Annotated in this window: 25 protein-coding genes; 10 read left to right on the top strand and 15 right to left on the bottom strand. The window is 68.5% G+C overall.

From position 1 onward, the window contains the following. Positions 1-66 precede the first annotated feature (66 nt). The 4 genes from Q0833_RS13310 to Q0833_RS13325 all read left to right on the top strand — a co-directional run bounded on the left by Q0833_RS13310 (position 67) and on the right by Q0833_RS13325 (position 4259). The gene (locus Q0833_RS13310) at positions 67-759 is read left to right on the top strand and encodes a type 1 glutamine amidotransferase (RefSeq protein ID WP_298435648.1); all 693 of its coding nucleotides are present in this window, start codon (positions 67-69) and stop codon (positions 757-759) included. Further along, positions 752-2107, top strand: a complete 1356-nt coding sequence (locus Q0833_RS13315) for a glutamine synthetase family protein (RefSeq protein WP_298435651.1) — start codon at positions 752-754, stop codon at positions 2105-2107. The genes Q0833_RS13310 and Q0833_RS13315 overlap by 8 nt, the downstream gene beginning before the upstream one ends. Beyond that, positions 2104-3408, top strand: coding sequence for an FAD-binding oxidoreductase (locus Q0833_RS13320; protein ID WP_298435654.1), 1305 nt, complete (start codon positions 2104-2106; stop codon positions 3406-3408). Before Q0833_RS13315 ends, Q0833_RS13320 begins: the two co-directional genes overlap by 4 nt. Before the next feature lie 158 nt (positions 3409-3566). Beyond that, the gene (locus tag Q0833_RS13325) at positions 3567-4259 is read left to right on the top strand and encodes a hypothetical protein (RefSeq protein WP_298435657.1); all 693 of its coding nucleotides are present in this window, start codon (positions 3567-3569) and stop codon (positions 4257-4259) included. A gap of 17 nt (positions 4260-4276) precedes the next feature. Here Q0833_RS13325 and thyX read toward each other — a convergent pair whose 3' ends face one another. After that, positions 4277-5182, bottom strand: a complete 906-nt coding sequence (thyX, locus tag Q0833_RS13330) for an FAD-dependent thymidylate synthase (protein ID WP_298435660.1) — start codon at positions 5180-5182, stop codon at positions 4277-4279. Positions 5183-5259: 77 nt separating this feature from the next. Here thyX and Q0833_RS13335 point away from each other — a divergent pair, with 77 nt between their 5' ends. From Q0833_RS13335 to Q0833_RS13350, 4 genes are all read left to right on the top strand, one after another. Next, the gene (locus Q0833_RS13335; protein WP_298435663.1) at positions 5260-6159 is read left to right on the top strand and encodes a DUF817 domain-containing protein; all 900 of its coding nucleotides are present in this window, start codon (positions 5260-5262) and stop codon (positions 6157-6159) included. 13 nt (positions 6160-6172) lie between these two features. Next, positions 6173-6607 carry a VOC family protein gene (locus tag Q0833_RS13340; protein ID WP_298435666.1) on the top strand — a complete coding sequence of 145 codons (435 nt, stop codon included), beginning with the start codon at positions 6173-6175 and terminating at the stop codon, positions 6605-6607. Between the two features lie 93 nt (positions 6608-6700). Continuing rightward, positions 6701-7186: a hypothetical protein gene (locus Q0833_RS13345; protein WP_298435670.1), complete on the top strand. Its 486-nt coding sequence runs from the start codon at positions 6701-6703 to the stop codon at positions 7184-7186. 114 nt (positions 7187-7300) lie between these two features. Beyond that, entirely contained in the window at positions 7301-7798 is a 498-nt protein-coding gene (locus tag Q0833_RS13350) for a hypothetical protein (protein ID WP_298436925.1), read from the top strand. Between the two features lie 3 nt (positions 7799-7801). Here Q0833_RS13350 and Q0833_RS13355 read toward each other — a convergent pair whose 3' ends face one another. From Q0833_RS13355 to yajC, 5 genes are all read right to left on the bottom strand, one after another. Continuing rightward, positions 7802-8158, bottom strand: a complete 357-nt coding sequence (locus tag Q0833_RS13355) for an Mth938-like domain-containing protein (protein ID WP_298435672.1) — start codon at positions 8156-8158, stop codon at positions 7802-7804. A gap of 77 nt (positions 8159-8235) precedes the next feature. Further along, positions 8236-8982 (bottom strand): sulfite exporter TauE/SafE family protein, encoded by a 747-nt coding sequence (locus Q0833_RS13360; RefSeq protein WP_298435675.1) that lies wholly within the window; start codon positions 8980-8982, stop codon positions 8236-8238. Then, on the bottom strand, positions 8975-9940 hold the full coding sequence (gene secF / locus Q0833_RS13365) for a protein translocase subunit SecF (protein ID WP_298435678.1): 966 nt from the start codon (positions 9938-9940) through the stop codon (positions 8975-8977). The genes Q0833_RS13360 and secF overlap by 8 nt, the downstream gene beginning before the upstream one ends. Before the next feature lies 1 nt (position 9941). Next, on the bottom strand, positions 9942-11606 hold the full coding sequence (gene secD, locus Q0833_RS13370; protein ID WP_298435681.1) for a protein translocase subunit SecD: 1665 nt from the start codon (positions 11604-11606) through the stop codon (positions 9942-9944). A 3-nt stretch (positions 11607-11609) separates the two neighbouring features. Continuing rightward, a complete protein-coding gene (gene yajC / locus Q0833_RS13375; RefSeq protein WP_298435684.1) occupies positions 11610-11927 on the bottom strand; it encodes a preprotein translocase subunit YajC in 318 nt (105 codons plus the stop codon). A 162-nt stretch (positions 11928-12089) separates the two neighbouring features. Here yajC and serS point away from each other — a divergent pair, with 162 nt between their 5' ends. Then, positions 12090-13382, top strand: coding sequence for a serine--tRNA ligase (serS, locus tag Q0833_RS13380; protein ID WP_298435686.1), 1293 nt, complete (start codon positions 12090-12092; stop codon positions 13380-13382). On the opposite strand, the gene Q0833_RS13385 is transcribed toward serS, so the two are convergent. From Q0833_RS13385 to clpS, 8 genes are all read right to left on the bottom strand, one after another. Beyond that, on the bottom strand, positions 13379-13888 hold the full coding sequence (locus tag Q0833_RS13385) for a hypothetical protein (RefSeq protein ID WP_298435689.1): 510 nt from the start codon (positions 13886-13888) through the stop codon (positions 13379-13381). The two genes, serS and Q0833_RS13385, sit on opposite strands and share 4 nt — an antisense overlap. 106 nt (positions 13889-13994) lie before the next feature. Further along, the gene (locus tag Q0833_RS13390; protein WP_298435692.1) at positions 13995-14441 is read right to left on the bottom strand and encodes a hypothetical protein; all 447 of its coding nucleotides are present in this window, start codon (positions 14439-14441) and stop codon (positions 13995-13997) included. Positions 14442-14539: 98 nt separating this feature from the next. Further along, complete coding sequence (locus Q0833_RS13395) at positions 14540-14914, bottom strand: hypothetical protein (protein WP_298435695.1); 375 nt, start codon at positions 14912-14914, stop codon at positions 14540-14542. A gap of 19 nt (positions 14915-14933) precedes the next feature. Then, positions 14934-16553, bottom strand: coding sequence for a peptide chain release factor 3 (locus tag Q0833_RS13400; protein WP_298436871.1), 1620 nt, complete (start codon positions 16551-16553; stop codon positions 14934-14936). A 211-nt stretch (positions 16554-16764) separates the two neighbouring features. Then, a complete protein-coding gene (locus tag Q0833_RS13405; RefSeq protein ID WP_298435698.1) occupies positions 16765-17367 on the bottom strand; it encodes a pyridoxamine 5'-phosphate oxidase family protein in 603 nt (200 codons plus the stop codon). Positions 17368-17449: 82 nt separating this feature from the next. Further along, positions 17450-18262, bottom strand: coding sequence for an SDR family oxidoreductase (locus Q0833_RS13410; protein ID WP_298435703.1), 813 nt, complete (start codon positions 18260-18262; stop codon positions 17450-17452). After that, entirely contained in the window at positions 18259-19245 is a 987-nt protein-coding gene (locus Q0833_RS13415) for a methyltransferase (RefSeq protein WP_298435706.1), read from the bottom strand. The genes Q0833_RS13410 and Q0833_RS13415 overlap by 4 nt, the downstream gene beginning before the upstream one ends. Positions 19246-19263: 18 nt before the next feature. Continuing rightward, positions 19264-19605 carry an ATP-dependent Clp protease adapter ClpS gene (gene clpS / locus Q0833_RS13420; protein ID WP_298435709.1) on the bottom strand — a complete coding sequence of 114 codons (342 nt, stop codon included), beginning with the start codon at positions 19603-19605 and terminating at the stop codon, positions 19264-19266. A gap of 75 nt (positions 19606-19680) precedes the next feature. On the opposite strand from clpS, the gene Q0833_RS13425 reads away from it, so the two are divergent. Further along, a complete protein-coding gene (locus Q0833_RS13425; RefSeq protein WP_298435718.1) occupies positions 19681-20373 on the top strand; it encodes an HAD family hydrolase in 693 nt (230 codons plus the stop codon). Between the two features lie 27 nt (positions 20374-20400). Here Q0833_RS13425 and Q0833_RS13430 read toward each other — a convergent pair whose 3' ends face one another. Continuing rightward, a complete protein-coding gene (locus Q0833_RS13430; protein ID WP_298435721.1) occupies positions 20401-20826 on the bottom strand; it encodes an OsmC family protein in 426 nt (141 codons plus the stop codon). Positions 20827-20847: the final 21 nt, after the last annotated feature.

Consider the following 20847-nt stretch of genomic DNA (forward strand, 5'->3'; position numbering starts at 1 on the left):
ACGACGCTTGCCGCCATCCCGCCCCCGGCATAGCGTCGATCCGCGCAGCAACCTCCAAGGCATCCCATGAAAATCGGCATTCTGCAGGCCGGACACACGACCGAGGACATCCGCGCCGTCCACGGCGACTTCGACGCCATGTTCAAACGGCTTTTGGACGGGCACGGCTTCGCCTTCCGGTCCTACGATGTGGAGCACATGGTCTTTCCCGACGCCGTCACCGAATGCGACGGCTGGCTCGTGACCGGCTCGCGGCACGGGACCTACGAGGACCATGCCTTCATCCCGCCGCTCGAAGCCTTCATCCGCGAGGCGCATGAGACGAACGTCCCCCTCGTGGGCATCTGCTTCGGTCACCAGATCGTGGCGACCGCGCTCGGCGGCGAGGTGGTGAAGTTCGACGGCGGCTGGGCGCTGGGCCGCCATCCCTACTGCCTGGCCGACGGGTCCGAAATCACCCTGAACGCCTGGCACCAGGACCAGGTCGTAACCCTCCCCCCCGGCGCCGAGGTGCTGGCATCGAGCGCGTTCTGCGCCAACGCGATCCTCTCCTATGGCGACCGCGCCTTTACCGTGCAGGCCCATCCCGAATTCTCGAATTCCGTCCTGACCGACTATGTCCGCGTCCGGCGCGGCACGGGAACCTACCCCGACGACCGGATGGACGAGGCCGAGGCGACGCTGGCGCAGCCCGTCGACGACGCCCGCCTCGCCCGCGCCATCGCGCGCTTCTTCACCGACCGGGTGGCCCATGTCTGACTGGCTCGACCGCATCCCCGACCACGCGCGCACCTATCTCGACGGGCGCCGCCTCGACGAAGTGGAGTGCATCGTCGCCGACCTCTCGGGGATCGCGCGGGGCAAGGCGATGCCCGCCGCGAAATTCGCCAAGCAGACGAAATTCTACCTGCCGAACTCGATTTTCCAGCAGACCATCACCGGCGACTGGGCGGAGGACGGCGACGCCGCCTTCCTTGAGCCGGACATGATCCTGACGCCCGACTTCGACACCGCCTGCGCCGCGCCCTGGACCGCCGACTGGACGCTGCAGGTCATTCACGACATGTCCGACCAGGCGGGCAAGCCCGTCCCGATGGCGCCGCGCAATGTCCTGCGGCGGGTGATCTCGCTCTACGAAGCGCAGGGCTGGAGCCCCGTCGTGGCGCCCGAGATGGAGTTCTATCTCGTCGCCCGCAACATCGACCCGTCGCAGCCCGTGTTGCCGCCGATGGGCCGCTCGGGCCGCCGGGCCGCCGCGCGGCAGGCCTACTCGATGTCCGCCGTCGATGAATACGGCCCCGTCATCGACGACATCTACGACTTCGCCGAGGCCATGGGCCTCGAGATCGACGGCATCCTGCAGGAGGGCGGCTCCGGTCAGGTCGAGATGAACCTCGCCCATGGCGACCCGATCCGGCTGGCCGACGAGATCTTCTACTTCAAGCGCCTCATCCGCGAGGCCGCGCTCCGGCACGACTGCTACGCGACCTTCATGGCCAAGCCGATCCAGGACGAACCCGGCAGCGCCATGCATCTCCATCATTCGGTCGTGGACCGGGCCACGGGGCGGAACCTCTTCGACGGCGGCGACGGAACCGAGACCGAAGCCTTCATGCACTTCATCGGCGGGATGCAGCGGCACCTGCCCTCGGTGATCGCGCTGCTGGCGCCCTACGTGAACTCCTACCGGCGCTTCGTGCGCGACTTCGCAGCACCCGTGAACCTCGAATGGGGGCGCGACAACCGCACGACCGGGCTGCGCGTCCCCGTCTCGGAGCCGGAGGCCAAGCGCGTCGAGAACCGCATCGCGGGGATGGACTGCAACCCGTATCTCGCCCTCGCCGCGTCGCTGGCCTGCGGCTATCTCGGGCTGGTCAACAAGATCGAACCCGCGCCGCAATTCACCGGCGACGCCTATGACAGCGCCGACGGCATTCCCCGCGACCTCTCCACCGCGCTCGATCTCTTCGAGGCGGCGACCGAGATCCACGAGGTCCTCCACCCGCGCTTCGCGTCGATCTACACCGCGGTCAAACGGCTGGAGAACGGCGCCTTCCTGCAGGTCATCTCGCCGTGGGAGCGGGAGCATCTGCTGCTGAACGTATGACGCGGGGGCCGCGCGGCTCGGGCGCGTCGTGGCTCCACGCCAATGGCGACCGGGGCACCTGGCCGCGCACCTTCTACGCCGAGGGGCTCGACCTCCCCGCCCCCCATCCGCCGCTCAAGGGCCGCGTCACCGCCGATCTCTGCGTCGTGGGCGGCGGGATCACCGGGCTCTCGGCGGCGCTGCATGGCGCGCGGGCGGGGATGTCGGTCGTCCTGCTCGAGGCGCAGCGGGTCGGGTGGGGCGCGTCGGGGCGCAACGGGGGCCAGGTCGGCTCGGGGCTGAACTGGGGGCAGGAGAAGCTCGAGGCGCGGCTCGGCGGCCCCCGCGCCCGCGCCGTCTGGAACCTTTGCGAAGACGCCAAGGCGCTGACCCGCCGCCTGATCGCCACCCACGCGCCCGAGGCCGACTGGCGGTCCGGCGTGCTGTCGGTCGCGCGCGGGGAGACATCGCTCGGACCGATGGCCGAGGCCGCCGCGCGGATGGACCGGGACTACGGCACCGCGCTCGAGGTGCTGGACCGCGACGCGCTGGCCGCCCGGATCGGGACGCGCGCCTATGCGGGCGGGGTGCTGGACCCCACGGCGGGCGTGGTGAATCCGCTGGCCTACGCGCTCGGCCTCGCGCGGGCCTGTGTAGCGGCGGGGGTGACGATCCACGAAGGCGCGGAGGTCCACCGCATCGGCGACACCGTGGCCACGGCGCAGGGGGCCGTCACGGCGCGCTTCGTGCTGCACGCGACCAACGGTTACGGGGCGCATCTGACGGGGGCGTCGGCGGCGCGCGTCCTGCCGATCAACAACTTCATCGCCGTCACCGAGCCGCTGGCCGCGCCCCCCATGGCCACGCCGCTCGGGGTCGCCGACGACCGCTTCGTGGTGAACTACTTCCACCAGACCGGGGACGGCCGCCTCGTCTATGGCGGCGGCGAGAGCTACGGCCGCCGCTTTCCCACCGACATCGAAGCCCGCGTCCGCGCCAACCTCGCCCGTGTCTATCCCGACCTGGCGGGCATCCGCTTCGACCACGCCTGGGGCGGCACGCTGGCGGTCACGGCCACCCGGTTGCCGCTCCTGTCCGAGGTCCGCCCGGGCGTGTTCACCGCCGGAGGCTACTCGGGCCACGGGCTGGCGCTGTCGGGGCTGTTCGGAGCCGTCGCCGTCGAGGCGATGCGCGGGGATCGCGCGCGGTTCGACACCCTCGCCGCCCTGCCCGTCCCCGCGCTGCCGGGCGGGCGGTGGCTCGGCGGGCTGATGGCGCAGGCGGGGATGGTGTTCGGGGCGGTGGTGGATCGGGTGGGGTGAAGCGTCCAAAAGGTAGAGCGGGTGCAACCCACAGTGGTAGATTCGTGAATCTTAAGTTTTGCTAGCCTGCCCGTGCGCTACGTTAATCTGAAACTGTTGACACATGGGGAGCTGCATCACACCCTGCCTTATAAATGATGCTTTAGGTCGAGATGCGTATGAAGAATTTTTTGTTAGGGGCTGGGATTTGCTTGGCGATGTCGGCCGCGAACGTGCTGTTTGCGAATGAGAATCAGGTCCACCTAGAAGAAGTAGTTCACGGTATTCGTGATGCGGTAATTAGAGGTGATCTTGAAGCAGCCATTTCCGGCATGCAGGACATACCGATCGGAGCAGATCTTTCTGAGCCCTATTTTGAAGATTTGCATAATTCGGTTCTAGCGTGGGTATCACCGTTACCCATCAGTCGCTTAGACGAAAATGCCGCAGGATATATGATATTATCCCTCATACGACCAAGCAACGAATCCTACAAAGAGAAGGCAGCACGCTATGGCATGCTTGCGGCGGAAGCGAAAACGCCTTCAATAGCGTTTTTTCGGGACAGTCTTTCTGCTAACCGAACGTCAGTCCAGCGCGATGCATTTTGGGATAGCGTAGATGGGGAGCCTGTCGCGTTTAGAGGTCGTATCACGAACGTCGAGGAAGCAGGGTTCATCCTGCCCGCGATGATCTCTATGGAAGTCGGCGGCCAGAATGCCCGAGTGCGGTGCGGTCTCGCGGACGATGCAGATGTCGAACTAATAGACCTATCCGTCGGCGATTCGATCATATGCGGCGGACGATTGTTTGATTATGGAAGTCTTTTCGGCTTCTCTCTTTCTCTCAATGAGTCTTACGTCCTTCAGTAGAGACATCATCGAATCACTCACCCCACCACCCCCATAAACTCCCGCCACTCGCCCTTCGACATTCCGCTCGTCTCCTGCGTCACCTCTTCCCCGGCGAGCATGCGCTTGAGGCACGCCACGCCTGCCCCGCTGAGCTGCGCGCCGCCGAGCCGGTAGTCTTCGAACGCGCCGTAGGCGGCGGGCACCCAATCCTTCACGATGGCGCAGAGGGCCTCCGCATAGACGCGGATCTCCATCTGGGCGTGGGGGTCGGCGCGCAGGCGGAGGAAGTGGAAGAGGTTGTGGAGGTCCACCTTCCAGTACCACTGCGTGTATATGTTCGCGGGCAGGTTCATGCGGGCGAGTTCGCGGGCGAGGCCCTGCTGGCCGTCCTGCGAGATCATCGCCTCGTAATGGTCGTAGGCGCGGTCGCTGTCGGTGCGGAGCCAGTCGAGGACGCGCTGCGCCTCCTCGCCACGGAGTGCCTCGCCGCGCCCCTGATTGTTGGTCTGCGACTGCGCGGCGAGGTCGTCCTCGTGGGGGATGTAGAACTCGCGGTCGAGGATGGAGTAGCGCGCAGAGTATTCGTTCACATTGGCCGTCCGGTGGCGGATCCACTGGCGTGCGACGAAGACCGGCAGCTTCACATGGAGCTTGATCTCGCACATCTCGAAGGGCGTCGAATGCCAGTGCCGCATGAGGTAGCGGATCAGCCCCTCGTCGTTCGACACGGCCTTGGTGCCGCGCCCGTAGCTGACGCGCGCGGCCTGGGTGATGGCGCGGTCGTCGCCCATGTAATCGATGACCCGGACAAAGCCGTGATCGAGCACGGGATGCGCGGTGTAGAGATGCTGCTCCATCCCCGGCGCGGTGGCGCGCAGGGTCTGATGGGTCTCGCCGCGCTGGGCGTCGATCTCGGCCTGTTGCTCGGGGGTCAGCGGCATGGGATGTCTCATCGGATTCGGGCGGTTGGCACAGGTTGGACCGCGCACGGGCGGAGACGCAACATGTTGGGTGACGATTGAGCGCGGGGACGGATCGCGGGACACGGTTCCTGGAGCGGCGGCTGGGCGACTGGGCCCGCGCGCGGCTGCCGGCGGGCGTGGTCGAGGCGGTGATGTTCGTCCTCAAGCAGGGCTGGGCCGCGCTCTTCGGCGGGCTGTTCCTGATCGCCATCGTCGCCAGCCGCGCGGTCTGGTCCGAGGACTGGGCGCTGACGCGCTATGACGGCCTCTTCCTCTTCGCGGTGGCGACGCAGGCGGGGATGATCGCGCTCCGCCTCGAGAGCTGGGCCGAGGCGCGGGTGATCTTCCTCTTCCACCTGACGGGCACCGCGATGGAGGTGTTCAAGCTGGCGCAGGGGTCGTGGTATTATCCCGACACGGGGATCTTCGAGATCGGGGGCGTGCCGCTCTTCTCGGGGTTCATGTACGCCGCCGTCGGCAGCTACATCGCCCGCGTGATCCGCGTCTTCGACATGGCGTTCGCCCCGATGCCGCCCTTCTGGGTGCTTGCGGTACTCGGGGCCGCGATCTACGGCAACTTCTTCTGGCACCACTGGGTCTGGGACATGCGCTACGTGCTGATGGCCGCGACGGTGATCCTCTTCGGCCGCACGCGCGTCTGGTTCCGGGTGTCCGATCGGTTCTGGTGGATGCCGATGCCGCTGGCCGCACTCCTGGCGGCGGGCGCGATCTTCGTGGCCGAGAACGTCGGCACCTTCACCCAGACCTGGGTCTATGCGGGCCAAGGCGAGGGCCAGCCGGTGCCCTGGGGCAAGTTCGGGTCGTGGTATCTGCTGCTCTGGGTCAGCTTCGCGACCGTCACGCTGGTGATGCGCGACGCGTTGATGCGGGGCCCATGGCGGCCGGACGGGGTTGCCGCGGCGGACGCGGGGGCTAGGGTCGGGGCGTCCCCCTGACGGAGAGCCCGCGATGCCCATCACCTATCTGCACACCATGGTCCGGGTGAAGGACCTCGACGCCTCGATCGCCTTCTACAAGCTCCTCGGCCTCGTCGAGCGCCGCCGCAGCGAGAGCGAGCAGGGCCGTTTCACGCTGGTCTTCATGTGTCCGCCCGATCAGGCGGATGGCCATGCGGATGTCGAGCTGACCTACAATTGGGACGGCGATGAAAGCCTGCCGTCCGACAGCCGCCATTTCGGGCATCTCGCCTATACGGTCGACGACATCTACGCGACCTGCCAGCACCTGATGGACAACGGCGTGACCATCAATCGCCCGCCCCGCGACGGGCACATGGCCTTCGTGCGCTCGCCCGACAACATCTCGGTCGAGCTTCTGCAGGCGGGCGATCGCAAGGCCCCGGCGGAGCCTTGGGCCAGCATGGAAAACACCGGCCACTGGTAGGGGCGCGCGCCCCACGGGCGCCGCATTGCCTCCATCATCCGGGCAGGATCGGCGGTTAGTCCTTTGGGATCGTTAACCGGAGTCCGTCCTGCCATGCGCCTCATCCAACGCTTCCTGTCCGACGAGCGCGGTGCGCTCACCGTGGAATATGCCGTGCTCTGCGCGGTGACGGCGGGCCTGGGTGCCGCGACCGTCGCGGTCGTGCAGGCGGGTGCCGCCGATGCGGGCGCGGATCTCTCGGCCAACTCGGAATACTCGGCGCAGGTCGTGCAGCCCCGCGTGCGCGTGATCTACGACGAGGTGAAGATGTCCTCGATGTACAGCGCGCTGGGCGTCTATCAGGACAGCGAGCTGGGCACGCTCACGGCCTATGCCGACGAATGGGTCGATCTTGTCGAGACCTATTCGGATCAGGTGTCGCTCGACTTCAAGGAGCGCCTGACCGATTTCAACACCGCCATCGACCTCGTCTGGGCCGAGCGCGAGATGATCCGCCCGATCGACGGGACCTGGGACGACGCGGCGATCTCGGCCCTGCCGGGCGGCGCGGACGGTCTGGCGAACACATTCTATCAATAGAGACGCGCCGAGGCCGGGAATTGACCCCGGACCGAGCCCGCTCCTGCCCCACTTCCGCCATCGCACCCCGCTACCCATCGGTAAGTCGTTAAGAACCCTTCGGAGTAACCGGGTATGCGTATCAATTTCATCGAGACCGAGGACGGGGCCGTCACCGTCGATTGGGTCGTCCTCACCGCCGGTCTCGTCGCACTCGGGCTGGCCGTCATGATCTCGGTCAGCACCGGGGTCCAGTCGACGGTCGCCTCGATCGACGCCAACATGAACGCGCCCTCGGTCATCACCCGCATGAACCACGGCTTCGGCTATACCGCCCATGACCAGGCGACCTTCAACCGCATGATCGTCGGCATGGCCGGGATGGACCCCGCCGATCTCGACCAGATCGCCGCCTTCTTCAACGAGGTGAACGCGAGCGATCTGAGCGGCCTGAGCGACGACGAACGCGGCCAGTTGGCCGATATCAACACCGCGATCGACATGGCCTATGTCGATGCGGGTGGCACGCGCATCACCGAGACGAGCTATGACGCGGTGACCGTGGCGGGGCTGGCCGAAGGGCTGGGCCTCCCCAATGCCGCGGACGACGCCGAGGTCGCGCCCGACGCCTGACGCTCAGGCGACCGGCAGGACGGCAGCGGCGACCCGCCGCCCCTCGCCCACCAGAACGTTGTAGGTCCGGCAGGCGGCGGGGGTGTTCATCACCTCGAGCCCCAGTCCCGCGTCCTCGACCGCCGCGCGCAGATCGCCCGGCACATGGGCGATCTCGGTCCCCGTCCCCACCAGGATCACGTCCACATCCCCCGCCAGCGCGGTCAGCGCGGCGGCATCCGTGAACCCGTCCCATGCCCTGCGCCCGCCGGCATGCAGAAGCGTCGCGCCCTCGACCACCTCGCCGCCGATGCGGAAGAAGCCGGGCCCGTAGCCGTCGAAGGGCTGGGCGTCGTCGAAGGTCACTTCGGTCAGGTTCATCGGGGCCTCCACGCGTCGAGCATCGGGGCGATCCCTACCGGCTTCCGGCCCGGATCGGAAGGCGGCGGGTGCCCCCGTCAGACCGGCAGGCCCAGCACCACCGCCCCCGCCACCACCGCATAGGCGATCCCGCGATAAAGCCGTTCGGCCCCCGGCTGGAACAGCCGCTGTCCGATCAGCGTGCCCGCCATGTAGACCGGCAGAAGGATCAGCCCCGCCCAAAGCACGGGCGGCGGCAGCACGCCCTGCCACCAGAGCGCGGGCAGCAGCACCAGCGTCACGGTCGTCAGGAAGGTGGCGAGATTCGCGCGCATTCGCGCCGCCTGTCCCCCGCCCGCCAGCGTCACGAGGATCACAACCGGTCCCAGCAGACCCGTCGAGCCCCCCACCACGCCCGCGGCCGCCCCGATCCCGAGGCGCGGCCCCGCCGCATCCGACAAGCGCAGCTTCCAGCCCGACATGACGGCGGCCAGCGTGATCGCGACGATGATGCAGATCGCCCAGCGGAGCGGGGTTTCCGGCAGCCGCGTCAACAGCATCACGCCCAGCGGCATGGTGACCGCCGCGGCGGCGATCATCAGTCCCGTGGCGCGCTTGTCGCAGGCGGGCCAGGTCTTCGGCAGCATGGTGATGGCCGAGCCGACCGCCGAGACCGAGAAGGCCGCGACCGCCACCTCGGGCGTCGCGACCCGCGCGGCCACCGGCATGAAGATCAGAGCGGCCCCGAAGCCCGCGAAGCCGTAGACGACGCCCGCCGCCAGCGCCGCCGCCACCAGCCACCCGATTCCCGGCATGGCCAGCGCGGCGACAAGACCGTCAGGCATCCACGTCCGCGAATTGCGTCCCGGCGTCCGAGGGCTTCTTCGGATCGCGGTCGATGCCCAGCATCAGCACGACATTTTTGGCCACATAGACCGACGAATAGGTGCCGACGATGATGCCCCAGAAGATCGCGAAGACGAAGCCGCGGATCACATCGCCTCCGAGGACGAGGAGTGCCAGCAGCGCCAGGAGCGTCGTGCCCGAGGTCATCAAGGTCCGGCTCAGCGTCTCGTTGGTCGAGAGGTTCATGACCTCCTGCAACGGGGTCTTCTTGTACTTGATGAGGTTCTCGCGCAGCCGGTCGAAGAGGACGACCGTATCGTTGATCGAATAGCCGATGATCGTCAGGATCGCCGCGATCGTGGCCAGGTCGAAGCGGATCTGCAGCAGGCTGAAGATGCCGATGGTCAGCACCACGTCGTGGACGAGGGCCGCGATGGCCCCGATCGAGAACTGCCATTCGAAGCGCAGCCAGATGTAGAACAGGATCGCCACGAGCGACGCTCCAACGGCGAGCAGCGCCGTCGTGATGAGCTCGCCCGAGACCTTCGGCCCGACGCTTTCGACGGACGGGAAGGTGATCGACGGATCGACGCCCTGCAGCGCCGCCTCGACCGCGGCGATGGTGGCCGGGGTCACGGATTCCGCGCCGTCCTGTGCCTGGATGCGGACCTGCGCGACGTTGCGCCCGGCCTCGAAGGTGGGGTCGAACACCTCGGTGATGGTGACGTCCCCCAGCCCCAGCGGCGTCAGCGCGTCCCGGTAGGCGCCGACATCGACCGATTGCGTGGACTCGGTGCGGATCGTCGTGCCGCCGAGGAAGTCGATCCCGAAGTTCAGCCCGACGATCAGCCAGATCGCGATCGACGCGATCATCGCCACGATCGACGCGCCGAAGGTGACCTTCCGCCACTTGAAGAAGTCAAAGCTGGTCTGCTGGGGGACGAGGCGAAGGCGCATGTCAGACCTCGATCTGCTTGGGGCGGCGGCGTTCGAACCACAGGATGATCAGAAGCCGTGTGACGAAGATCGCCGTGAAGACCGAGGTCAGGATGCCGATCCCCAGCGTTACCGCGAAGCCCCGCACCGGGCCGGAGCCGAGGGTGAAGAGGATCGTGGCGATGATGAAGGTCGTGATGTTGGCGTCGACGATGGCCGACAGCGCCCGCTCGTAGCCCAGCTCGATCGCCCGCGCGGGGCCCTTGGCGGTGCGCAGCTCCTCGCGGATACGCTCGAAGACCAGCACGTTGGCGTCCACCGCCATGCCGATGGTCAGCACGATCCCCGCGATCCCCGGCAGCGTCAGCGTGCCGCCGATCAGGCTGAGGATGCCGAAGATCAGCGCCACGTTGATGCCCAGCGCCACCGTCGCGAACACCCCGAAGAGGCCGTAGGCCGCAACCATGAACACCACCACCGCCGCCATCGCCACCAGCGACGCGACCTGGCCCGCGTCGATGCTGTCCTGACCCAGCTCGGGGCCGATGGTGCGTTCCTCGAGGAAGGTCATCTCGGCCGGAAGCGCGCCCGCGCGCAGAAGGATCGACAGGCGGTTCGCCTCGGCCACGTCGAAATTGCCGGTGATCTGGCCCGACCCGCCCGTGATCGCCTGGCGGATGACGGGGGCGGTCACGACCTCCTCGTCCAGCACGATGGCGAAGGGCGCGCCGACATTGTTGGCGGTGAACTCGCCGAAGGCCCGCGCGCCCGACGGATTGAAGCGGAACGTGACCGCCGGCAGGCCGTTCTGGTCGAAGGCCGGCTGGCTGTCCACGAGATCGTCGCCGGTCACGACGGGCGTGCGCTCCAGGATGTAATACGCCCCCGCCTCGTCCATCGACGGATGCAGAAGCTGGTCGGCATCGACGACCGTCTCGGCGCTGCCCGACCGGCTGACGACCGGGTGGAAGGTCAGCCGCGCGGTCGTCCCGATCAGCTCCTTCAACTCCTGTGCCGAGCCGATGCCCGGCACCTGGATCAGGATGCGGTCCGCGCCCTGACGCTGGATCGTCGGCTCGCGGGTGCCCGCCTCGTCGACGCGGCGACGGATGATCTCGAGCGATTGCTGCATCGTGCGGTCGTCGGTCGCGGTCCGCTCCGCATCCGAAAGCGTGACCGTCAGGATGTCGCCCGTGACGTCCACATCGATATCGGACTGCCCGACGCCCGTCAGCGAGACGATGGGCTGCGCCAGCGCACGGACGGCGTCGGCGGCGGCCTGCGCGCCCGAGGGCTCGGAGAAGCGCACGCGCAATTCGTCGGTCGGGCTGTCCTGCCGGCGGATGGTGCCGATCTGGTCGCGCACCTCGCGGAGTGCGTCGCGCACCTCGGGCCAGTAGCCGTCGAGCCGTGCGGCGTAGACGTCGCCGAGCTGCACCTCGGCCAGGAGATGCGCCCCGCCCCGCAGGTCGAGTCCCAGATTGACGAGGCTCGACGGAAGGATCTCGGGCCAGAGCGCCAGATCGGCCTCGATCTCGGGGGTCGCGATCGCGCCGCGCTCGAGTGCCGTGACGGCGTCATTATGCCGCTCGGCGCGGGTGTAGAAGACGTTGGGCAGCGCCAGCGCCAGCCCGGCGAGGCAGACGAGGATGATGCCCAGACGCTTCCAGAGCGCGATCTGAAGCATGGATCAGCCCGCCGGTTCGGTCTTCGACAAAACCTGCGCGATCGTGGCGCGGACGACGCGGACCTTCACGCCCTCGGCGATCTCGACCTCGAGTTCGCCGTCTTCCTTGACCTTGGACACCTTGCCGATCAGCCCGCCCTGCGTGACGACCTGATCACCCCGGCGCAGCGCCTCGACCATCGCCTTGTGTTCCTTCACCTTCTTCTGCTGCGGACGGATCAGCAGGAAATACATGATCGCGAAGATCAGGATCAGGGGGACGAAGCTGCCGAAACCGGCGGCGATATCGGCGCCCTGGGCATAGGCGGGAGTGGCGAACATGGGCGGGGTCCTATCGGTGTCGGTCGGGTGCTGGAGCGCGCCCGGATGCGGTCGGGCGCGAACCTATTCGGGCCACATGGGGGGCGCAAGCCATGCTGGCAACCGCTGGCGCGGCGCGCGGCCCTGTGGCATGTCGCGCCGGACACAGCGCCGGAGGCCCAGATGCACGATATCCGCACCATCCGCGACGATCCCGCCGCCTTCGACGCCGGGCTCGCGCGTCGGGGCCTCGCACCGATGTCGTCGGAGCTTCTGGCGCTCGACACCGCACGGCGCGCGACGATCACCGCATCCGAGGCCGCCCTGGCCGAGCGGAACGCGGCCTCGAAGCAGGTGGGCGCGGCCAAGGCGTCGGGCGACGAAGCGGAGTTCGAGCGGCTGCGCGGCCTTGTGGCCGACAAGAAGGCCGAGATCGCGCGGCTGGAGGACGAGGCGCGTGAGACCGACGCCGCGCTCCGCACCGCCCTCCTCGAAATCCCGAACCTGCCCGATGCGGACGTGCCCGATGGCGCGGACGAGGGGGACAACGTGGAGGTGAACCGCTGGGGCACGCCGGCCACGTTCGACTTCGCCGCGAAGGAGCATTTCGAGATCGCGGGCGTCGCGCCCGGCATGGATTTCGAGACCGCCGCCAAGCTCTCCGGCAGCCGCTTCGTGATGCTCACCGGCGGCGTCGCCCGCGTGCACCGCGCGCTCGCGCAGTTCATGCTCGACACCCACATCGCCGAGAACGGCCTGACCGAGGTCAATGCGCCCGTCATGGTCCGCGAGGAGGCGATGTACGGCACCGGCCAACTCCCGAAGTTCGGCGAAGACAGCTACCAGACCCACGAGGGGATGTGGCTGATCCCGACCTCCGAGGTCTCGCTGACGAACATCGTCGCGGGCCACACCATCGACGAGACCTATTTGCCGCGCCGCTACACCGCGCACAGCCTCTGCTTCCGCTCCGAAGCCGGGTCGGCGGGCCGCGACACCGCCGGGATGCTCCGCCAGCACCAGTTCGAGAAGGTCGAGATGGTTTCGGTCACCCATCCGGACCGGAGCCGCGACGAGCTCGACCGCATGACGCGCTGCGCCGAGGGGCTTCTCGAAAAGCTCGGTCTGCCCTACCGGACGGTCGTGCTCTGCACCGGCGACATGGGCTTCGGCGCGCGGCGCACCCATGACATCGAGGTCTGGCTGCCGGGGCAGGATGCCTATCGCGAGATTTCCTCCTGCTCGACCACGGGCGATTTCCAGGCCCGCCGGATGAACGCGCGCTTCAAACCCGCGGGCGGCGGCAAGCCGGAATTCGTGCATACGCTCAACGGCTCTGGCCTCGCGGTCGGGCGCTGTCTCATCGCGGTGCTGGAGAACGGGCAGCAGGCCGACGGCTCGGTGACGCTACCGGAGGTGCTGAGCCCGTGGCTCGGCGGCAAGCTGACGCTGACGCCCGACGGTGATCTGGTCTAGCGCTTGAGCGTAGAGTGCAGCGCGGGCACGTAGCCCGCGGCCAGCACGGCGCGCGTCACGGGGTTCGTCAGGACAGTGACCGGGCCGTGCGGCCGGGCGCGTGCGGCCCCGTAGCCCTCCGGCGTGACAGCGTGACACGCATCCCCCAAGGTCAGCCAGTCGCCGCCCCCGTCGCGGAAGATCGTGTGGTCCGGCAAGGCCCGCGCCTCCGCCCGGTCGTGGCGCATCCGCCGCGCCCCGCGCTCCGCCCGCGCCTCGTGCAACGCGGCGTCGACGGCCATGACGCCCGGCCAGCCCCCGAAGGCCCGCGCCCAGGCCGCCTTCCACCGCCCGAAGGCCGCCCGCCGGCAATAGCCGCAGGGCCGGTGCCCGGCGGCCAGCGCCACCGCCTCGTCCAGAAAGAAGAGTTCCGTCCAGCGGCGCCCGGTCATCACCGCGCGGCGCCGCCCCTGCCAGTCGAGCGTGCAGCAGATCCACGCCCGATGCCGCCAGAGCGCATCACCCATCACGCCGTCGGCGACATGGAGGATGCCGCGGTTGCCGGTCAGCGTACCGCGCGCGGGGTCGGGATGGATTGTGCCGTCGGGGCGGACGCGGTTGCGACGCGGCAGGTCAGCCGTCCAGCAGGGTCGCGCCCGTCATCACCACGGCCTGCATCGTGTCCGCGTCCTCGACGAGATGCAGCGCACCGCTCAGCTTGGCGTGGCGCGCGTCCTCGGTCACCGGCAGCGGATCGGCCAGCTGCACCTCGATCGCGGTGCCGTGGTCGCCCGAGCCGCAGAACGGGCACTGGCCCAAATCGGACACCAGCATCCAGTCGCGCGTCTCGGCTTCCCAGCCGACGGGCACGAGGTAGCCGCTGATCTCGAAGCGGTCGACGCCGCCCGCGATCTCGGACGGATATCGCTTCGTCACCGACCAGCTGTCGGCGGTCTCGTGCTCGGTCACCTCGATCTGGCCCAGCAGGTGCCACGCGGGATCGGCGGCATCGGCGAAGGCGACCGCGGGCAGAGCGGCGGCGATGGGAAGGGTGGTCGTCAGAAGGGTGGCGCGGCGCATGTCGTCTCCGAGATCTGGCTTCGGCCCTCATCCCCGACCGCTGCCCCGACGGCAACGCCCGATTCGCGACACGGACGCCATCGGCAAGGCGCCGCCGATCAGGCCGTCTGCGCCCGCGCCAGAAGGGCGGCGAAGGCGGGCGATCCGTCGGCGGCCGCCTCGAGATCCAGGTCGGGTGCCGCCTCGCCCAGATCGAGCAGCGGATCGACCAGCACCCCGTCCGGGTCGCGATCCGCCCCCGCGACCAGCACGGCGAGCGCATCGGCGGGAAAGAACGCCACGAGGTGGTCGAACACCGCCCCGGTCCACGCGTCCGGCGTCCCGGTCGCGGCCTCGTCGGTGGCGAGATAGGCGATGTAGCGCAGCGCCAGCCGGTCCACCGGCAGATCGCCCGGCGGCAGCGTGTCCGTCGTCTCGGGCAGGCCCAGGGCCTCGGCCACGACGGCGCGGGGGATGGCGTCGGTCAGGGTCATCGCACGTCTTCCGAGCCGGTCACGACATCATCTCCTTCGTGGCACTCAGCGTGACCTCCGGGTGGTCGCGCTCGATGCGGTCGATGTCCCATTGCAGGCGCGTCAGGAAGACGGGGTCGCCATCGTTGTCATGGGCGATGTGCTGGGGGTTCTTCGCGATCACGGCCTCGACCGCGTCCTTCGGGCCGGAGAGCCAGCGCGCGGATTGGAACTGCGACTGATCGAAGCGCACCGGCAGGCCGTATTCCAGCTCGATCCGGCTGGCGAGCACCTCGAATTGCAGCGCGCCCACCACGCCGACGATGAAGCCCGAACCGATCGCGGGCTTGAAGACCTTGGCAGCCCCCTCCTCGGCGAACTGCATCAGCGCCTTTTCCAGATGCTTGGCCTTCATTGGGTCGCCCGCACGCACGCCCTGCAGCAGTTCGGGCGCAAACGACGGGATGCCGGTAAAGCGCAGCGCCTCGCCCTCGGTCAGCGCATCGCCGATCCGCAACTGGCCGTGGTTCGGAATACCGATGATGTCGCCGGCCCAGGCCTCCTCGGCCAGCTCCCGGTCGGCGGCGAGGAACAGGACCGGGTTCGAGATCGCCATCGGCTTTTTCGACCGCACATGCGTCAGCTTCATGCCCCGCTCGAAATGCCCCGAGGCCAGCCGCACGAAGGCCACCCTGTCGCGGTGCTTGGGGTCCATGTTGGCCTGCACCTTGAAGACGAACCCCGTGACATTCGTCTCATCGGCCGACACCTGACGGGGCTCGGCGCGCTGCGGCTGGGGCGCCGGCCCGTACTCGGCGATCCCGGTCATCAATTCCTGCACGCCGAAGCTGTTGATCGCGCTGCCGAACCAGATCGGCGTCAGCGATCCTTCGAGAAACGCGTCCCGGTCGAAGGCGGGCAGCAGCTCGCGCGCCATCTCGACCTCCTCGCGCAAGGTCGCGAGCTGGTCCGCAGGGATGTGCTGGGCGAGCTTGGGATCGTCCAGCCCGCTGATCGACACGCTTTCGGCGACCTTGTTGCGATCCGCGCGGTCCATCAGCTCCAGCCGGTCGTGGAGAAGATCGTAACACCCGAGGAAATCGCGCCCGACCCCGATGGGCCAGGAGGCCGGGGTGACGTCGATGGCGAGGTTCTCCTGGATTTCGTCGATGATGTCGAACGTGTCCCGGCTTTCGCGATCCATCTTGTTGCAGAAGGTCAGGATCGGCAGGTCCCGCAGGCGGCAGACCTCGAAGAGCTTCTGGGTCTGGCTCTCCACGCCCTTGGCGCCGTCGATCACCATCACGGCGGCATCGACGGCGGTAATCGTGCGATAGGTGTCCTCGGAGAAGTCCGAGTGGCCCGGCGTGTCCACGAGGTTGAAGCGATACTCGTCCGCGCCGCGGTGGAAGTCGAATGACATGGCGGACGCGCTGACCGAGATGCCGCGATCCTGCTCCATCTTCATGAAATCCGACCGCGTGCGCCGCGCCTCGCCCTTGGCGCGGACCTGTCCGGCCATCTGGATCGCGCCACCATAGAGCAGGAATTTCTCGGTCAGCGTCGTCTTGCCCGCGTCCGGGTGACTGATGATCGCGAAGGTCCGGCGGCGGCCGATCTCGGGCGGGAGCGTGGGGGCGTTGTCGAGCATGTCGCGCATATAGGCAGGGGCGACGGCGGCGTCCATCGCGCGGCCTTAACCGATTGGAGACGATCGGTCGGGCAGACTTCTGGGCGATTCGAGACAGGAGGGGCCGATGCACGCATTCCGCCGCCAAGCCGAACTGATCGAGGGCACGATCCGACTGACCGCCACGGCGCTGGTCAGGTTGCGACGCGCAATCCGCTAGGGCTCCGCCAGGGCGCGCGCGTCACCACATCGTCCGCGCGGCCCGCAGGGGCCAGTCGGCATCGTAGGCCGCGCCGTCGAAGCCGGCGTCCTGTTCGGCCAGAAGGTCGCCGACGCTTGGGAGGTCGGGCGCCGGCGCGGATCCCCAGAGACCGGCGCGCATGATCGCGCGGGCGCATTGGCTGTAGATCTCGGCCACCGTGATTACCGCCACGCAGGTCGGCGCGCGCCCGCGATCCTCGAACCGTTCGAGGATCGCCGGGTCGGTCGTCAGACGCGCGGTGCCGTTTACCCGGACGACATTGTCGGACCCCGGCACCATGAACATCAGCGACACGCGCCCGTCGCGGACGATGTTGCGCAGCGAATCAAGCCGCTGGTTGCCCCGCCAGTCGGGCAGCAGAAGCGTGCGCGGATCGGCCACCGCCACCACCGGGCCGTCATCGCCGCGCGGGCTGGCATCTGTGCCTTCGGGCCCCACGGTCGAGAGGATGCAGAACCGTGCCGCCGCAATCCACCGCCCGTAGAGCGGCGTGACGTGATCCGCCACCTTGTCGATCGAGGCGCGGCCGGGCGTTCCGTAGAGCGCATGAAGCGCGGCGAGATCGTCGATGTCGTGGGTCATGGCCCGCATCTAGCAGGATTCCGATCCCGCCGAAGCCCCCATGGTGCGACGCCTCAGCCGAAGCCGGATCCGCGCCGCGGCCTCAATAGGCGGGCTGGACGACCGGGTCGATCAGGGTGCGGCCGCCATCGACCGTCAGGATCTGGCCCGTCATGAACCCCGCCGCGTCCGAGGCGAGGAATTGCACCGCCTCGGCCAGCTCCGCCGGGGCGGCGATGCGGCCCATGGGCGTCGCGTCGATGATGTCCTGGCGAAGGCCTTCGACCTCCTTCAGGCGCGACTTGAGATTGGCCGACATGACCGAGCCCACGGCCAGCCCGTTGACCCGGATCCGCTTGGCCGCCAGCGAAACCGCCAGCGACCGCGTCGCCTGATCGAGCGCCGCGGCGCTGACCGAATAGGCCAGAAGCTCCGGCTGGGTCCGGCGCCCGGCGATCGAGCCCACGTTGATGATCGCGCCGATCATGCCCTCGTCGTCGCCATCGGCCTCGGCCTGCGCGATCATGCGGTTGGCCACGGCCTGGCTCAGCCGCAGCGGTGTCATCAGGTTCTGCTCGAGCAGCGCCGAAACCGAGCCGTCCTCGGGGTCGAGCGGGTCGGTCACCATGATCTGGCGCGACGCGTTCACGAGCACGTCCACCCGGTCGAAGGCGTCGAGCGTGGCCGACAGGAGGTTCGCGACCGTCAGCCGTTCGCGCAGGTCGCCCGCGAAGTAGCGCGCCGTGGCGCCGTCCTCGGTCTGGGCCGCGCCGACTTCGGTGGCCAGCCCCTCCTCGTCGCGGTCGGCGAACATGACGTTCGCCCCCTGCGCGAGGAAGTGCCGCGCGATGGCAAGGCCGACGCCGTTGGCCGCGCCGGTGACGATCGCGGTCTTGCCCGTGATGCTCAGGCTCATCTCGTTCTCCCGGCGCGCCGCGGCTTGCGGCCCTGGACGACCTTGTAGCCGTCCCGCTCCTCGATGACCAAGCGTTCCGCGAAGGCATCCTCCAGCGCGGCCTCGTAGGGCAGGTGGCGGTTGGCCACCATCAGGAAGCGGCCCGACGGGGCCATCAGACGTGCGGCGGCGGAGACGAAGGCCCGCCCGAGATCCGGATCGGCGCGCCGCGACGCGTGAAAGGGCGGGTTCGAGATGACGGTGTCGTAAGCCCCCCCGGTCCAGACCGTCGCGTCGGCCCAGTGGAACGCGGCCCGCGGATCGGTGACGTTGAGGCGCGCACAGTCGAGCGCGGCGCGTTCGGCCTCGACCAGATCGAGCGCGGTGACCGCCTCCGAGGCCAGCACCGTCCGCCCGAGATATCCCCAGCCCGCCCCGAGATCGCAGACCCGGCCCTTCAGCGCCGTCAGATGCGCCGCCAGCAGCGCGGATCCGGGGTCGATCCCGTCGGCCGAGAAGACGCCGGGCGCGGTGACGAACCCATCCACCTGCCGCGGTTGGGCGGCCCAGCCCTCGGGTACGGCATCGGGAGCGGCGAAGGCGAAGACCTTGCCATGCGCCTTCGACATCACCTCGCCCACCGGGGCCGCGGCGCGCACGGCCTTGAGGATCGCCTCGATCCCGTCGGCCTTGGCGCCGTCGACGACCACCAGCCCCCCGACCCCGACCGCACCGATCGCCTGCGCGAGCAGGTCGAGTGCCAGCGCACGGGCGCGGGGCACGAAGACCACCGCCGCCGCGAACGGCCCCTCGGGCGCGTCGGCCATCGCCAGCCCGCGCGCGGCGAGCGCGTCATGGGCGGGGCGGAAGCCGTGGGTGCCCGTGCAGGCCTCCAGCGGCAATTCGTCGAAGGAGAGATCGGCTGGCGGCCGCAGCAACAGGACCGGCCCCTCGGGCAGGGTCACGGCCCCGCGGGCGAGGGCGAGGGAGAGGCGTTCGTCCATGCGAGGGGCGGCGGAGGACTAGTCCTCCTTCTCCATGGTGCATTGCAGCGGGTGCTGGTGGCGGCGCGCGAAATCCATCACCTGCGCGACCTTGGTCTCGGCGATCTCGTGGCTGAAGACGCCGACCACGGCGAGGCCCTTCTTGTGGACCGTCAACATGATCTCGACCGCGTGGCTGTGCCCGATGGAGAAGAACTTTTCGAGCACCATCACCACGAATTCCATCGGCGTATAATCGTCGTTCAGCAGCAGCACCTTGTAGAGCGGCGGCTTGGCGGTCTTCGGCTTGGTCTTGATCGCGACCGATACATCGCCGTCGTCGTCCGGCGTATCGGCCATGGCAATGACTTCGGTTCGCATGGGCGGGCGTCCTGTGGCAGAGGATTGACCGGGTCATATAGGAACGGACCCCCGAAGGGAAAGGGCGCGGCCGAGATGACGGTTACGACGATCGGCTTCGATGCCGACGACACGCTGTGGCACAACGAGACGGTGTTCCGTCTCACCGAGGACCGCTTCGCGGACCTTCTGCGCGACCATGCCGAGCCGGGTCACCTGGCCGAGCGGCTTCTGGCGGCGGAGCGCCGGAACCTCGGGCATTACGGGTTCGGCGTGAAGGGATTCGTGCTCTCGATGATCGAGACCGCCATCGAGGTGACCGATGGCCGCGTCCCCGGTGCCGTCATCGCCGATCTTCTCGCGGCCGGTCGCGAGATGCTGACCCATCCCGTCGATCTTCTGCCCCATGCCGAGGACGCGGTGCGCGCGCTGGCCCCCGACCATACGCTCGTGCTCATCACCAAGGGCGATCTGCTGGACCAGGAGCGCAAGCTGGCGGAATCGGGTCTGGGCGAGCTTTTCGACGGGATCGAGATCGTCAGCGACAAGACCGCCGCGACCTATACCCGCGCGTTTGCCGCCCATGGCGACGGGGCGGGCCGCGCGCTGATGGTCGGCAATTCGCTCAAGTCGGACGTGAACCCCGCGATCGAGGCGGGGGCATGGGGCGTCTTCTGCCCGTCCGAGATCGAATGGGAGCTGGAGCGCGCGGACGCGCCCCAAGGGGCCGCGCGCTATCGGCGTATCGCGCATCTGGGCGAATTGCCGGGGCTGGTCGCGGGCCTCTGACGGCCCGCGACGCGGGGCTGCGCCCGTTCAGGCGATGGTGGCGTCCATCGTGATCTCGCAATCCAGAAGCTTCGAGATCGGGCAGTTCGCCTTGGCCGTCTCACAGGCCGCGCGCACGGCATCGGCATCGGCGCCGGGCACCGAGACCGTCGTGTCGAGATGCGACTTCGTGACCGCAAAGCCGCCATCGACCTCGGACAGCGTCACGCGCGCCTTGGTGTCGATCGCGCTGGCCGTCATCCCGTCCTCCCCGAGGATCATGGAGAGCGCCATCGAGAAGCAGGACGCATGCGCGCCGGCGATCAGCTCCTCGGGATTGGTGCCGACCTTGCCCTCGAAGCGGGTGTTGAAGCCGTAGGGCTGCGCATCAAGCGCGCCGCTTTCCAGGGACACGGTTCCGCGGCCATCCTTGAGGCCACCTTCCCAGTGGGCGGATGCATTCTTGTCGGGCATGGTTTGTCCTTTTCGTGGGTC

This window comes from uncultured Jannaschia sp., from assembly GCF_947503795.1.
GTDB lineage: Bacteria > Pseudomonadota > Alphaproteobacteria > Rhodobacterales > Rhodobacteraceae > Jannaschia.